Genomic DNA, 14344 nt, shown 5'->3' with positions numbered 1-14344 from the left:
TTGGTAGTGAAACAGAGAATTATTACTGGAGTGGTTGCTGCCGCGCTATTCATTCCCATCGTAATTTACGGTGGCGTGCCTTTTACGGTTTTAGTGTATGCACTTGCTTCTATAGGTTTATATGAATTAATTCGTATGAATAAGCTTACGCTTATTTCAGTACCAACAGTTTTAGCTGCAGTATTATTATGGGTTATTTTAATTCCAAGTAGTGCATCAGAACTGTTTACTTGGATTGGATTAGGTAAATTAGAAATCACATTTGTGATTGTTTTATTACTTTTATCATATACAGTCCTTTCTAAGAATACATTTACTTTTGACCATGCTTCCTTTTTACTAATGGCAACAACATATGTTGCAATGGGATTCCTATATTTGAATGAAACGAGAATTTTAGGAATTAAATATGTGTTTTGCGCATTATTTGTTATATGGGCTACGGATTCAGGCGCATATTTCGTAGGGAAAGCATTAGGAAAAAGAAAATTATGGCCAGAAATTAGTCCAAATAAAACGATAGAAGGTTCACTAGGCGGTATCGTTTGTGGGATTATTGTGGCACTTGTTTACAATATGTTCTTCCCAGTTGAGGCTAATGTAGGGATTTTAATTGTGTTGGCAATTATCATTTCTATTTTTGGACAAATTGGTGATTTAGTACAATCTGCATTTAAACGTCATTATGGCGTAAAGGATTCAGGTACAATTTTACCTGGACATGGTGGTATATTAGATCGAACAGATAGTTGGTTATTCGTTTTACCAATTCTCTACTTCTTATTACAATACAATTAATGAATGAACGAGGGGTTGGAGTCATGAAAAACATTAGTTTATTAGGTGCAAGCGGATCAATTGGTACACAAACATTAGATGTATTACGTTCGCACCCAGACCAATTCCGTCTCGTTGCTTTTTCTGTAGGGAAAAATATTGACTACGCAGTAAAGGTAATTCAAGAATTTTCTCCGCAAATCGTCTCTGTGCAAAGAGAGGAAGATGTTTTAAAACTACAAGCTGTTTCTGGTAATACAAAAATTGTATATGGTAGTGAAGGGCTTTTAGAAGTAGCATTACATCCAGATGCGGAGATTGTAGTAAATGCTGTTGTAGGTAGCGTAGGGTTGTTACCAACACTTCGTGCAATTGAGGCGAAAAAAACAATTGGAATTGCAAACAAAGAAACGTTAGTAACTGCAGGGCATCTTGTAATGGAAGCAGCACGAAAACATAATGTTTCGTTACTTCCAGTAGACAGTGAACATTCAGCTATTTTTCAATGCTTGAATGGTGAAAATGAAAAAAGAATTTCTCGACTAATTATTACGGCTTCTGGAGGAAGTTTCCGTGATAAAACGAGAGATGAATTGCATCATGTGACCGTAGAAGATGCGCTTCGACATCCAAACTGGTCAATGGGTTCGAAAATTACAATTGATTCTGCTACAATGATGAATAAGGGGCTAGAAGTAATTGAAGCACATTGGCTTTTTGGTATCCCTTATGAGCAAATCGATGTTGTTTTACATAAAGAAAGTATTATTCATTCTATGGTTGAATTTGAAGATCGTAGTGTGATGGCGCAGCTTGGCTCACCTGATATGCGAGTACCAATTCAATACGCACTTACATATCCTGATCGATTACCTCTTTCAGACACAAAGCAGTTAAATTTATGGGAAATGGGTACATTGCATTTTGAGAAAATGAACCAAGAACGTTTCCGTTGCTTGCGCTTTGCGTATGAAGCTGGAAAAGCAGGCGGAAGTATGCCAGCTGTAATGAATGCAGCGAATGAAGTAGCTGTTGAAGCTTTTTTACAAAAGAGAATTGGTTTCTTAACAGTTGAAGACCTCATTGAAAAAGCAATGAACCATCACAATGTCATTGCACGTCCGAGCTTAGAGGAAATTCTGGAAATTGATGCAGCCACAAGACGGTTTGTGATGGAACAAATTTAGCAAAGGTGGTATGGAATTGAATACAGCGATTGCCTTTATATTAATTTTCGGTGCACTCGTATTTTTCCATGAGCTAGGGCATCTATATTTCGCAAAAAGAGCAGGTATTTTATGCCGTGAGTTTGCGATTGGTTTTGGTCCGAAAATATTCTCATTTGAAAAGAATGAAACGGTGTATACGATTCGATTACTGCCCCTTGGTGGCTATGTAAGAATGGCTGGCGAGGATGCAGATACAGTTGAGTTAAAGCCTGGGAAAAAGGTTGGCCTTGTATTAAATGAAAAAGACGAAGTTGCCAAATTAGTTTTTGATGGATATGAAAAGTATCCAAATGTTCGCGTTATTGAAGTGGAACAAGCTGATTTAGAACATAATTTAACAATTTCGGGCTACGAAGAGTACGAGGAAGAGCTTCAAACATTCCAAGTGAATGAAAAGGCTCGTATTATTACTGCTGGTGAAGAAATTCAAATTGCTCCGTATAATAGGCAGTTTGGCTCTAAGAAATTAGGTCAACGTGCCTTAACAATCTTTGCAGGTCCTGCAATGAACTTCATTTTAGCATTTGTTATTTTTGTGATTCTTGGATTTGTACAAGGTGTACCTGTTGACAAGCCAATGGTCGGAAAAATAATGGAGAATAGTGCAGCAGAGCAAGCTGGATTAAAAGAAAATGATACAATTCAAGCAATTGATGGGAAAAACACAAGTACATGGAAAGATGTTGTTACCATTGTACGTGAAAACCCGAATAAGGAAATTACGTTACAAATAAAGCGTGATAGTGAACAGTTTAATGTGAAGGTAACGCCAACGCTTGATAAAGAAGGTAAAGAAGAGGTTGGTAGAATTGGTGTTTACTCTCCAGTAGAGAAAACGGTAATGGGTTCTATTAAATCAGGTTTTGAACAAACATACCAATGGACGAAACTAATTTTTGAGTCTCTTGTGAAATTAGTAACTGGTCAATTCTCTATTAATGAGTTGTCAGGTCCAGTAGGAATTTATAATCTAACAGATCAAGTTGTAGATTATGGATTTACGCGTGTATTAAGTTTAGCAGCAGTATTAAGTATAAACCTTGGTTTATTTAATCTACTACCAGTTCCAGCTTTAGACGGCGGACGTTTGTTCTTCTTCTTAATTGAAGCATTACGAGGGAAACCAATTGATCGTCAAAAAGAAGGAATGGTTCACTTTATTGGTTTTGCATTATTAATGTTACTTATGTTAGTTGTAACTTGGAATGACATTCGTAAGTTTTTCTTGTAAAATAAAGTGAAACTTATAATGAAATAGAGCTCGTAGAATAAAATCCCTCACCTAACTCGAGGTGAGGGGTTTTACTGCGTGTAAGAGTAAAATGAAGAGGTGCGAATAGATGAAACAAAGTATGGTATTCAGTCCTACATTACGTGAAGTTCCAGCTGATGCGGAGATTAAGAGTCATCAGTTATTACTTCGTGCAGGTTTTATGCGTCAAAATGCTTCTGGTATTTATAGTTTTCTACCATTTGGTTTAAAAGTACTACACAAAGTAGAACGTATCGTTCGAGAAGAAATGGAGCGCGCAGGTGCTGTAGAATTATTAATGCCAGCGATGCAAGCTGCAGAATTATGGCAAGAATCAGGCCGTTGGTATTCTTACGGATCTGAATTAATGCGTATGAAAGATCGTAACGCTCGTGAATTCGCATTAGGAGCGACCCACGAGGAAGTAATTACGGATCTTGTACGAGATGAAGTGAAGTCATATAAAAAATTACCGTTAACATTATACCAAATCCAAACAAAATTCCGTGATGAACAAAGACCTCGTTTCGGTTTATTACGCGGAAGAGAGTTTCTAATGAAAGATGCATACTCTTTCCATGCTACACAAGAGAGCTTAGATGAAGTGTACGATCGCTTATACAAAGCATACTCTAACATTTTTGCTCGTTGTGGTTTGAATTTCCGTGCGGTTATTGCTGATTCTGGTGCAATGGGCGGAAAAGATACACATGAATTTATGGTATTATCTGATGTTGGTGAAGATACAATTGCATACTCTGATACATCTGATTATGCAGCAAATATCGAAATGGCTCCTGTTGTAGCTGCGTATACGAAGAGTGACGAAGCAGAAAAAGCACTTGAAAAAGTAGCAACACCAGACCAAAAAGCAATTGAAGAAGTATCTGCATTCTTAAACATTGAAGCTGACAAGTGCATTAAGTCTATGGTATTTAAAGTAGATGAGAAATTAGTAGTTGTACTTGTTCGTGGTGATCATGAAGTAAACGATGTAAAAGTGAAAAATGTATACGGTGCTTCAGTTGTTGAGCTTGCTTCTCATGAAGAAGTAAAAGAACTATTAAATTGTGAAGTTGGTTCATTAGGACCGATTGGTGTAACAGGTGATATCGAAATTATCGCTGACCATGCTGTAGCATCAATTGTTAACGGATGTTCAGGAGCGAATGAAGAAGGATTCCATTATGTAAATGTAAATCCAGAACGTGACTTTAAAGTGAGTCAATATACAGATTTACGTTTCATTCAAGAAGGAGACCAATCTCCAGATGGAAATGGAACAATTCTTTTCGCACGTGGAATTGAAGTTGGTCATGTATTCAAATTAGGAACTCGTTATAGTGAAGCAATGAATGCAACATTCCTAGATGAAAACGGAAAAACACAACCACTTATTATGGGTTGTTACGGTATCGGGGTATCTCGTACAGTGGCAGCAATTGCAGAGCAGTTTAATGATGAGAATGGTTTAGTTTGGCCAAAAGCTGTTGCACCTTTCCATGTGCATGTAATTCCAGTTAATATGAAATCCGATGCACAACGTGAAACGGGTGAAAACATCTACAACTCATTACAAGAGCAAGGATATGAAGTATTACTAGATGATCGTGCAGAACGTGCAGGTGTTAAATTTGCGGATGCAGATTTATTCGGCCTTCCGGTTCGCGTGACAGTTGGTAAAAAAGCAGACGAAGGTATTGTAGAAGTGAAAGTACGCGCTACAGGCGAGTCTGAAGAAGTGAAAGTAGAAGAACTTCAAACATATATTGCTAATATTTTAAAATAAGAAGAGGTACCTCGTAATGGGGTACCTTCTCTTTCTTTGTAAACGTATTTTGTAAAAGAAGAAGGGAGAAATCTTTCTTTGTAGTACGTTTCAATTTATAATAGCAAATGGAAGGAGAGTGCTTATGTCTTTAACAAATGAACAACAAGAGCGATTTCAAATTTTGCTTCAGCAGTTGCAAATACCAGACGACCTAATAAATCAATATTTACAAGGCGGTGGTATTGAAAGGCTCGTTATTGATAAAGCAAATAAAAGTTGGCATTTTAATTTACAAGTGCCACGTATTTTGCCTACAGAATTATATGAATTGCTAGAAACAAAGCTTAAGCAATCATTTTCTCATATTGCAAGAACAACATTTGCATTAGAAACAGAGAATAAACAATTTACAGAAGAAGAAGTGAGGGCGTATTGGCCACTTTGTACGGAACGGATTACATTTTCACCTATGTTTGCTTACTTAAAGAAGCAGCTTCCGCAGGTGAATGGCGTGAAGTTGCTTATAAATGTGAATAATGAACTGGAATCTACTGCTTTAAAGAAAAACGTTGCGAAACCAGTAGGGGATCAATACGAAGCTTTTGGATTCCCGCGTTTCCAGTTAGACACACATATACAGCAAAATACAGAAGAAATGCAAAAGTTTCGTGAGCAAACGCAGCAAGAAGACCGTGAACGTGTTATACAAGCTATGGAAGAAATGGCGAAGAAGCAAGCTGAAGAAAGCAGCGTCGTGCATGAAGGACCGATTACACTCGGGTATCTTATTAAGCCAGACGAAGAGATTACACCGATGCGAGAAATTCAAGATGAAGAAAGAAGAAAAACAGTTCAAGGTTATGTCTTCCATGTAGAAACGAAAGAGCTTCGTAGTGGACGTACGTTATTAACTCTAAAAATAACAGATTATACGGATTCTATTATGATCAAAATGTTCTCGCGTGACAAAGAAGATATTCCAATGCTGCAGTCCTTGAAAAAAGGAATGTGGGTAAAAGCACGTGGTTCTGTTCAAAATGATACATTCGTTCGAGATTTAGTAATGATCGCAAATGATATTAATGAAATAACGGGACCGTCTCGTAAAGATAAAGCACCAGAAGGTGAAAAACGTGTAGAGTTGCATCTTCATACACCGATGAGCCAAATGGACGCAGTTACTCCTGTTTCTAGACTTGTGGCTCAAGCGGGTAAATGGGGGCATGAGGCTATTGCGGTAACAGACCATGCTGTTGCACAGTCTTTCCCAGAAGCATATTCTGCGGGTAAAAAGGCTGGGATTAAAGTCATATACGGTGTCGAGGCAAATTTAGTTAATGATGGTGTACCGATTGCATATAACGAAGCGCATCGACTACTTGCAGATGAAACATATGTTGTCTTTGACGTTGAGACGACAGGCTTATCTGCTGTGTATGACACTGTTATTGAGTTAGCTGCTGTAAAAGTAAAAGGTGGCGAAATTATTGACCGCTTTGAATCTTTTGCAAATCCGCATCAACCATTATCGGCAACGATTATTGAACTAACAGGTATTACAGATGATATGTTAACTGATGCACCAGAAGTGGACGAGGTGTTTAAAAAGTTTGAGGAATGGATGGGCGACCATACACTTGTTGCTCATAACGCAAGTTTCGATATGGGCTTTATTAACGTAGGATTTAAAAAAGCTGGTTTAGAAAAAACAACAAATCCAGTAATAGATACGTTAGAACTTGCACGATTCTTATTCCCAGAAATGAAAAACCATCGATTAAATACGATGTGTAAAAAGCTTGATATTGAATTAACGCAACATCACCGTGCAATTTATGATACAGAAGCAACGGGATATTTACTTGTGAAGATGTTAAAAGATGTGATTGAAAAAGGATTTGAATATCACGATCAGTTAAATGATAGTATGGGGCAAGGGGATGCTTATAAGCGCGGGCGTCCAAGTCATATGACATTACTTGCTACATCAGATGTTGGATTGAAAAATTTATATAAACTTGTTTCATACTCTCACTTAAATTACTTTTACCGTGTACCACGAGTACCGAGGTCACTATTAAAAAAATACCGTGAAGGAATTTTAGTAGGAACGGCTTGTGATAAAGGTGAAGTGTTTGAGGCAATGATGCAAAAAGCACCTGAAGAGGTAGAAGAAATTGCGCAGTTCTATGATTACATTGAAGTCATGCCGCCAGATGTGTTACGTCATTTAGTAGAGCGTGAACTCGTTCGAGATGAAGGACAATTAAAAACAATTATTTCTAACTTAGTTAAACTAGGTGAGACGTTAGATAAACCCGTTGTCGCTACCGGAAACGTGCATTACTTAGATCCAGAAGATGCAATGTATCGTAAAATTTTAGTTAGTTCGCAGGGCGGAGCCAATCCGTTAAACCGACATTCATTGCCACCTGTACATTTCCGTACAACGGATGAAATGTTAGAGTGTTTCTCATTCTTAGGTGAAGACGTAGCGAAAGAAATTGTCGTAACGAATACACAAAAGGTTGCATCATTAATTGGCGATGTTCATCCAGTAAAAGATGATTTATATACTCCGAAAATTGAAGGTGCAGATGATGAAACGCGTGATATGAGCTATGAAATGGCGCGTAGCATTTATGGTGAAGAGTTACCTGAAATTGTAGAAGCACGTCTAGAGAAAGAATTAAAAAGTATAATTGGGCATGGATTCGCCGTAATTTATTTAATTTCACATAAACTTGTAAAAAAATCATTAGTAGACGGATATTTAGTAGGTTCGCGTGGATCGGTAGGTTCATCATTCGTAGCAACGATGATGGAAATTACAGAAGTAAATCCATTACCACCACACTATGTATGTCCGAAGTGTAAGCAATCAGAATTCTTTAATGATGGTTCTGTAGGCTCTGGTTTTGACTTACCAGATAAAGATTGTCCTACATGTAATGTTCCATACGTAAAAGATGGACATGATATTCCGTTCGAAACGTTCCTTGGATTTAAAGGAGATAAGGTACCCGATATTGATTTGAATTTCTCCGGGGAATACCAACCACGTGCCCATAACTATACGAAAGTACTGTTCGGTGAGGATTACGTATATCGTGCAGGAACGATTGGTACAGTTGCGGAAAAAACGGCTTATGGATATGTAAAAGGTTATGCAAATGATCATAACTTAACGATTCGAAATGCAGAGATTGACCGTTTAGTAGCAGGATGTACCGGTGTAAAACGTACAACCGGACAGCATCCAGGTGGTATTATCGTTGTGCCAGATTATATGGACATCTTTGATTTCTCACCAATACAGTTTCCGGCAGATTCAATAGGGGCTGAGTGGCGAACGACACACTTTGATTTCCACTCAATTCATGATAATTTATTGAAACTCGATATACTAGGACACGATGATCCGACTGTTATTCGTATGTTACAAGATTTAAGTGGTATTGATCCGAAAACAATCCCAACGGACGATCCAGAAGTAATGAAAATTTTCTCAGGTCCAGAATCATTAGGGGTAACGGAAGAACAAATTAACTGTAAAACAGGTACGCTTGGTATACCAGAGTTTGGTACGAAATTCGTAAGGCAGATGTTAGAAGAGACGAAACCGACGACATTCTCAGAGTTAGTCCAAATTTCTGGACTATCGCATGGTACGGACGTATGGCTTGGTAATGCAAACGAGTTAATTTATAACGGTACATGTACACTGAGTGAAGTTATCGGTTGTCGTGATGACATCATGGTATATTTAATCTATCAAGGTTTAGACCCATCATTAGCCTTCAAAATCATGGAGTCGGTTCGTAAAGGTAAAGGTGTACCAGAAGAATGGGAAGAGGACATGAAAACTAATAATGTACCTGGTTGGTATATTGATTCATGTAAGAAGATTAAATACATGTTCCCTAAAGCCCATGCGGCTGCGTACGTACTTATGGCTGTGCGTATCGCATACTTTAAAGTACATTTCGCCCTTCTATTCTATGCCGCATACTTTACGGTTCGTGCAGATGACTTCGACGTAGAGGCAATGGCAAAAGGTTCAGCATCTATACGTGCAAGAATTGATGAAATTGCGCAAAAAGGTTTGGATGCAGCGCCGAAAGAGAAGAGTTTATTAACGGTACTAGAAATGACACTTGAAATGTGTGAGCGTGGATACTCATTCCAAAAAGTTGATTTATATCGCTCACATGCGACAGACTTTATTATTGATGGGGATACTTTAATTCCTCCATTTAATGCAGTGCCTGGTCTTGGTACAAACGCAGCTTTAAGTATTGTAGAAGCACGCAAAAATGGAGATTTCTTATCAAAAGAAGATCTGCAGCAGCGCAGTAAGGTTTCAAAAACAATTATTGAGTATTTAGATAGTCAAGGTTGCCTAGGAGATTTACCTGATCAAAACCAGTTATCTCTGTTCTAGTAGGTAGGAAAAGTCTTTGCAAATCAATATTTGCTATGGTATACTATTAACCGAGATAACCATGTCATGTATATTGTGTGAAAAAAAGAGTGGGGAAACCCACTCTTTCGTGTTACTATCTACATTTTATTGATGTGGAAAGGTAAGAAATTTCTGTCGTATATACATATTTTGTTACAAGTTTTACTTCTTAAATTTGGTAATACTAAGACAGATATTCCCTGCTTAACGGCAGGGGCTTTTGTTAGCTAACGAGAAAGAATAAGATAGACCGTTCTATGGACGGAGTCTTTTCTTGTAAATGGTACATGGCGGCAGGAAGGAGGCTGTTTATGGATAAGAAAGTCACAGAAGTTGTAGAAGCATTTGCGCAGCCAATCGTTGAAGAGTTAAATCTTGAACTTGTAGATGTAGAGTATGTGAAAGAAGGACAAGACTGGTTCTTACGCGTATTCATCGATTCTGAAAAGGGAGTCGACATTGAAGAATGCGGTGCGGTGAGTGAACGTTTAAGCGAAGCTTTAGATAAAGAGGATCCAATTCCTCATCTTTACTTTTTGGATGTGTCATCTCCTGGAGCAGAACGCCCATTAAAGAAAGAGAAAGACTTCCAGCAAGCGGTAGGAAAACAAGTGGCAATTAAAACATATGAGCCGATTGATGGCGAAAAGATGTTTGAAGGAAAAATGCTTTCCTACGATGGTACTACAATTACACTATTATTAACAATTAAAACACGTAAAAAAGAAATCCAAATTCCAATGGATAAAGTTGCAAATGCGCGACTTGCTGTTACGTTTTAGTTAGAAGGGGGATCTTCATGAGCACTGAGTTGTTAGATGCCTTGCTCGTATTAGAGTCAGAAAAAGGAATTAGCAAAGATATTATTATTGATGCGATTGAAGCAGCGTTAATCTCTGCTTATAAACGCAATTTTAACCAAGCACAAAACGTTCGTGTGAGCTTTAACCCAGAAGTGGGAACAATCCAAGTTTTAGCACGTAAAGACGTTGTTGATAATGTGTTTGATCCACGTCTTGAAATTTCTGTTGAAGAAGCAAGACAAATTAACCCGAACTATCAAGATGGTGACGTACTAGAAATTGAAGTAACACCAAAAGATTTCGGCCGTATTGCAGCACAAACTGCAAAACAAGTTGTAACACAACGAGTGCGTGAAGCAGAGCGTGGTGTTATTTATTCTGAGTTTAGTGACCGTGAAGAAGATATCATGGTTGGTATCGTACAACGTCAAGATGCTCGTTTCATCTATGTAAGCTTAGGGAAAGTAGAAGCTTTATTACCTGTAAGTGAGCAAATGCCGAACGAACAGTACAAACCACATGATCGTATTCGCGTATTCATTACGAAAGTAGAAAAAACAACAAAAGGACCACAAATTTACGTATCACGTACACATCCTGGTCTTTTAAAACGTTTATTCGAAATGGAAGTTCCTGAAATTTATGATGGAACTGTTGAAATTCGTTCTGTAGCACGTGAAGCAGGCGATCGTTCTAAAATCTCTGTACATGCAGAGAACATTGATGTTGATCCAGTAGGCTCTTGTGTAGGACCGAAAGGACAACGTGTACAACGCATTGTAGACGAACTAAAAGGTGAAAAGATTGACATCGTTCGCTGGTCAAATGATCCAGTAGAATATGTTGCTAATGCTTTAAGCCCATCACAAGTTGTTAAAGTGCTTGTAGATGAAGAAGAAAAAGCAACAACTGTTGTTGTTCCAGACCACCAACTGTCATTAGCTATCGGTAAACGTGGACAAAATGCACGTTTAGCAGCTAAATTAACAGGTTGGAAAATTGATATTAAGAGTGAGTCTGATGCGAAACAACTTGGTATTGTAACAGAAGAAGATAGCGTAATCGCATTCGGATTCGATTCAGTTGAAGACGAAATCGAATAGAGGTGATGAGTATGAGCAATCGAAAAGTTCCGTTACGAAAATGTGTTGCAACGCAAGAAATGAAATCAAAACGAGAGCTCGTTCGCATTGTTCGTTCCAAAGAGGGAGAAGTGTCTATTGATTTAACTGGAAAGAAATCAGGACGAGGTGCTTATTTATCAAAAGATAAAGAAAGCATTCTTCAAGCTCAAAAGAAGAATGTATTGGAACATCATCTAAAAGCGAAAATCGACAGTTCTCTTTATGAAGAACTTCTTGAGCTTGTTGAGAAGGAGTCGAAATAAGTGTCCGATTGGAAATCGTTTTTAGGACTAGCAAACCGGGCTCGAAAAATTATTTCGGGTGAAGAACTCGTTTTAAAAGAAGTACGAAGTGGTAAGGCAAAACTCGTTTTGCTATCTGAGGATGCGTCAGCAAATACTGCAAAGCGTATTACGGATAAAACGACGTATTACAACGTACCAATGAGAAAGGTCGAAAATCGACAACAATTAGGGCATGCGATTGGGAGAGATGAGCGAGTCGTTGTAGCTGTGTTAGATGAAGGCTTTGCGAAAAAGCTGCGTAGCATGCTCGATACAAATTACCGGGGGTGAAGGTATGAGTAAAATTCGAGTGCATGAATATGCAAAACAACATAATATCTCAAGTAAAGATCTTATGACAAAACTAAAAGAAATGAATATCGAGGTTTCGAATCATATGACAATGTTAGACGATGAAGTAGTAAACAAATTAGATAATGAGTATCAAGCTGAAAAACCTTCTGTTGCAGATGAGTTTGAAGTAGAAGAAAAAGTTGTTCGTAGTAAAAAGAACAGCAATAAGAAAAAGAAAAAAGGCAAAGGAAACGAAGACAAACGTCAAGATAACTTTGCTGGAAGACAACAAACACAAACTGTAGAAACACCAGATAAAATTACTTTCTCTGGAAGTCTTACAGTAGGTGAGCTTGCTAAGAAATTAAGCAAAGAGCCGTCTGAAATTATTAAGAAACTCTTTATGCTTGGAATTATGGCAACAATTAACCAAGACTTAGATAAAGATACAATTGAATTAATTGCTACTGATTATGGTATTGAAGTAGAAGAAGAAGTAGTTGTGAGCGAGACTGAGTTTGAAACATTCATCGATGAGCAAGATGATGAAGAGAACTTAAAAGAGCGTCCAGCTGTAGTTACAATCATGGGACACGTTGACCATGGTAAAACAACTTTACTTGACTCTATCCGTAATTCAAAAGTAACTGCTGGCGAAGCAGGTGGAATTACTCAACATATTGGTGCATACCAAGTTGAAGTAAATGACAAGAAGATTACATTCTTAGATACACCTGGTCACGCGGCATTTACAACGATGCGTGCTCGTGGTGCGCAAGTAACAGATATTACAATCCTTGTTGTTGCAGCTGATGACGGTGTTATGCCACAAACAGTTGAAGCAATTAGCCATGCGAAAGCAGCAGGAGTACCAATTATTGTTGCTGTGAATAAAATGGATAAACCAGCTGCGAATCCGGATCGCGTAATGCAAGAACTAACAGAATATGAATTAGTTCCGGAAGCATGGGGTGGAGATACTATCTTCGTACCAATCTCTGCGATTCAAGGCGAAGGTATCGACAACTTACTAGAAATGATTCTTCTTGTAAGTGAAGTAGAAGAATATAAAGCAAATCCAAACCGCTATGCAACTGGTACTGTAATTGAAGCACAGCTTGATAAAGGTAAAGGAACTATCGCGACATTACTTGTTCAAAACGGTACGCTTCGAGTTGGAGATCCAATCGTTGTTGGTACTTCATTCGGACGTGTTCGTGCAATGGTAAGTGATATTGGTCGTCGTGTAAAAGTTGCTGGTCCATCAACTCCTGTTGAAATTACAGGTTTAAACGAAGTACCACAAGCAGGAGATCGTTTCATGGCATTCGCTGATGAGAAGAAAGCTCGTCAAATCGGTGAATCACGTGCACAAGAAGCGTTACTTGCTCAACGTGGGGAGAAATCTAAATTAAGCCTTGAAGATTTATTCCAACAAATCCAAGAGGGCGATGTAAAAGAAATTAACTTAATTGTGAAAGCAGACGTACAAGGTTCTGTAGAAGCAATGGCAGCATCACTTCGTAAAATTGATGTTGAAGGTGTTAAAGTTAAAATTATCCATACAGGCGTAGGTGCGATCACAGAATCTGATATCATTTTAGCTTCTGCATCTAATGCAATTGTAATTGGATTTAACGTACGCCCAGATGTGAATGCGAAGCGTACAGCTGAATTAGAGAACGTTGATGTTCGTTTACACCGTATTATTTATAAAGTAATCGAAGAAATCGAATCAGCAATGCAAGGTATGCTGGATCCAGAATTCGAAGAAAAAGTAATCGGTCAAGCAGAAGTACGTCAAACGTTTAAAGTAACAAAAGTTGGAACAATCGCAGGTTGTTACGTAACAGACGGTAAAATTACACGTGATAGTGGCGTGCGTATTATCCGTGATGGCGTAGTAATCTTCGAAGGACAACTTGATACGTTAAAACGTTTCAAAGATGACGTAAAAGAAGTTGCACAAAACTATGAGTGCGGTATTACAATTGAGCGATATAATGATCTTAAAGAAGGGGACATCATTGAAGCGTACATTATGGAAGAAGTGAAGCGATGATTATCGCTTCACTCTCATTCGAGTGTATGATTTACGATGTGCATTCTTTAAAAGAGAAACGAGCAATTTTGCAACGGGTGCTAACTCGTGTGAAACAGCGTTATAACGTAGCTGTTTCAGAAGTGGGGCATCAAGATGTATGGCAACGTACAGAAATTGCAATTGTTTCTGTATCCTCCAGTCGTGTTATTTGTGAAAAAGAAATGAATCGTGTACTTGAGTACATCGATTCATTTCCTGAAATTGAACGTACGATAACACAATTGGAATGGTATTGAATGAG

General features: G+C 38.1%; 11 protein-coding genes. All 11 read left to right on the top strand.

The window, feature by feature from the left end:
- Nucleotides 1-6: 6 nt before the first annotated feature.
- The 11 genes from cdsA to AC3WVA_RS00535 all read left to right on the top strand — a co-directional run bounded on the left by cdsA (nt 7) and on the right by AC3WVA_RS00535 (nt 14339).
- A complete protein-coding gene (gene cdsA, locus AC3WVA_RS00585) occupies nt 7-798 on the top strand; it encodes a phosphatidate cytidylyltransferase (protein WP_098345015.1) in 792 nt (263 codons plus the stop codon).
- Nucleotides 799-821: 23 nt separating this feature from the next.
- Nucleotides 822-1964 carry a 1-deoxy-D-xylulose-5-phosphate reductoisomerase gene (gene dxr, locus AC3WVA_RS00580; protein WP_016086609.1) on the top strand — a complete coding sequence of 381 codons (1143 nt, stop codon included), beginning with the start codon at nt 822-824 and terminating at the stop codon, nt 1962-1964.
- A 16-nt stretch (nt 1965-1980) separates the two neighbouring features.
- On the top strand, nt 1981-3237 hold the full coding sequence (rseP, locus tag AC3WVA_RS00575; RefSeq protein ID WP_142320943.1) for an RIP metalloprotease RseP: 1257 nt from the start codon (nt 1981-1983) through the stop codon (nt 3235-3237).
- 109 nt (nt 3238-3346) lie between these two features.
- Nucleotides 3347-5047, top strand: a complete 1701-nt coding sequence (locus tag AC3WVA_RS00570; protein ID WP_048530491.1) for a proline--tRNA ligase — start codon at nt 3347-3349, stop codon at nt 5045-5047.
- Nucleotides 5048-5171: 124 nt separating this feature from the next.
- Entirely contained in the window at nt 5172-9473 is a 4302-nt protein-coding gene (locus tag AC3WVA_RS00565) for a PolC-type DNA polymerase III (protein WP_071758787.1), read from the top strand.
- Nucleotides 9474-9805: 332 nt separating this feature from the next.
- Complete coding sequence (rimP, locus tag AC3WVA_RS00560) at nt 9806-10276, top strand: ribosome maturation factor RimP (protein ID WP_000359097.1); 471 nt, start codon at nt 9806-9808, stop codon at nt 10274-10276.
- Nucleotides 10277-10293: 17 nt separating this feature from the next.
- The gene (gene nusA / locus AC3WVA_RS00555) at nt 10294-11400 is read left to right on the top strand and encodes a transcription termination factor NusA (protein WP_000102596.1); all 1107 of its coding nucleotides are present in this window, start codon (nt 10294-10296) and stop codon (nt 11398-11400) included.
- An 11-nt stretch (nt 11401-11411) separates the two neighbouring features.
- Complete coding sequence (gene rnpM / locus AC3WVA_RS00550) at nt 11412-11684, top strand: RNase P modulator RnpM (RefSeq protein WP_000071128.1); 273 nt, start codon at nt 11412-11414, stop codon at nt 11682-11684.
- The gene (locus AC3WVA_RS00545) at nt 11685-11996 is read left to right on the top strand and encodes a YlxQ family RNA-binding protein (protein ID WP_001286518.1); all 312 of its coding nucleotides are present in this window, start codon (nt 11685-11687) and stop codon (nt 11994-11996) included. It begins immediately after the preceding gene.
- Nucleotides 11997-12000: 4 nt separating this feature from the next.
- Entirely contained in the window at nt 12001-14061 is a 2061-nt protein-coding gene (gene infB, locus AC3WVA_RS00540) for a translation initiation factor IF-2 (protein ID WP_048530488.1), read from the top strand.
- Nucleotides 14058-14339 (top strand): DUF503 domain-containing protein, encoded by a 282-nt coding sequence (locus AC3WVA_RS00535; RefSeq protein WP_071758788.1) that lies wholly within the window; start codon nt 14058-14060, stop codon nt 14337-14339. The genes infB and AC3WVA_RS00535 overlap by 4 nt, the downstream gene beginning before the upstream one ends.
- The last annotated feature ends 5 nt before the right edge of the window (nt 14340-14344 follow it).

Source organism: Bacillus sp. EB106-04-02-XG92, from assembly GCF_058791995.1.
The sequence above is the reverse complement of the archived record's forward strand: the minus strand, read 5'-3'. Positions and strand labels throughout refer to the sequence as shown.

Excerpts from the sequence above, each read along its gene's own strand:
- dxr (WP_016086609.1), top strand. The coding sequence starts at position 822 with ATGAAAAACATTAGTTTATTAGGTGCAAGCGGATCAATTGGTACACAA.
- AC3WVA_RS00570 (WP_048530491.1), top strand. The coding sequence starts at position 3,347 with ATGAAACAAAGTATGGTATTCAGTCCTACATTACGTGAAGTTCCAGCT.
- AC3WVA_RS00565 (WP_071758787.1), top strand. The coding sequence starts at position 5,172 with ATGTCTTTAACAAATGAACAACAAGAGCGATTTCAAATTTTGCTTCAG.
- rimP (WP_000359097.1), top strand. The coding sequence starts at position 9,806 with ATGGATAAGAAAGTCACAGAAGTTGTAGAAGCATTTGCGCAGCCAATC.
- nusA (WP_000102596.1), top strand. The coding sequence starts at position 10,294 with ATGAGCACTGAGTTGTTAGATGCCTTGCTCGTATTAGAGTCAGAAAAA.
- rnpM (WP_000071128.1), top strand. The coding sequence starts at position 11,412 with ATGAGCAATCGAAAAGTTCCGTTACGAAAATGTGTTGCAACGCAAGAA.
- infB (WP_048530488.1), top strand. The coding sequence starts at position 12,001 with ATGAGTAAAATTCGAGTGCATGAATATGCAAAACAACATAATATCTCA.
- AC3WVA_RS00535 (WP_071758788.1), top strand. The coding sequence starts at position 14,058 with ATGATTATCGCTTCACTCTCATTCGAGTGTATGATTTACGATGTGCAT.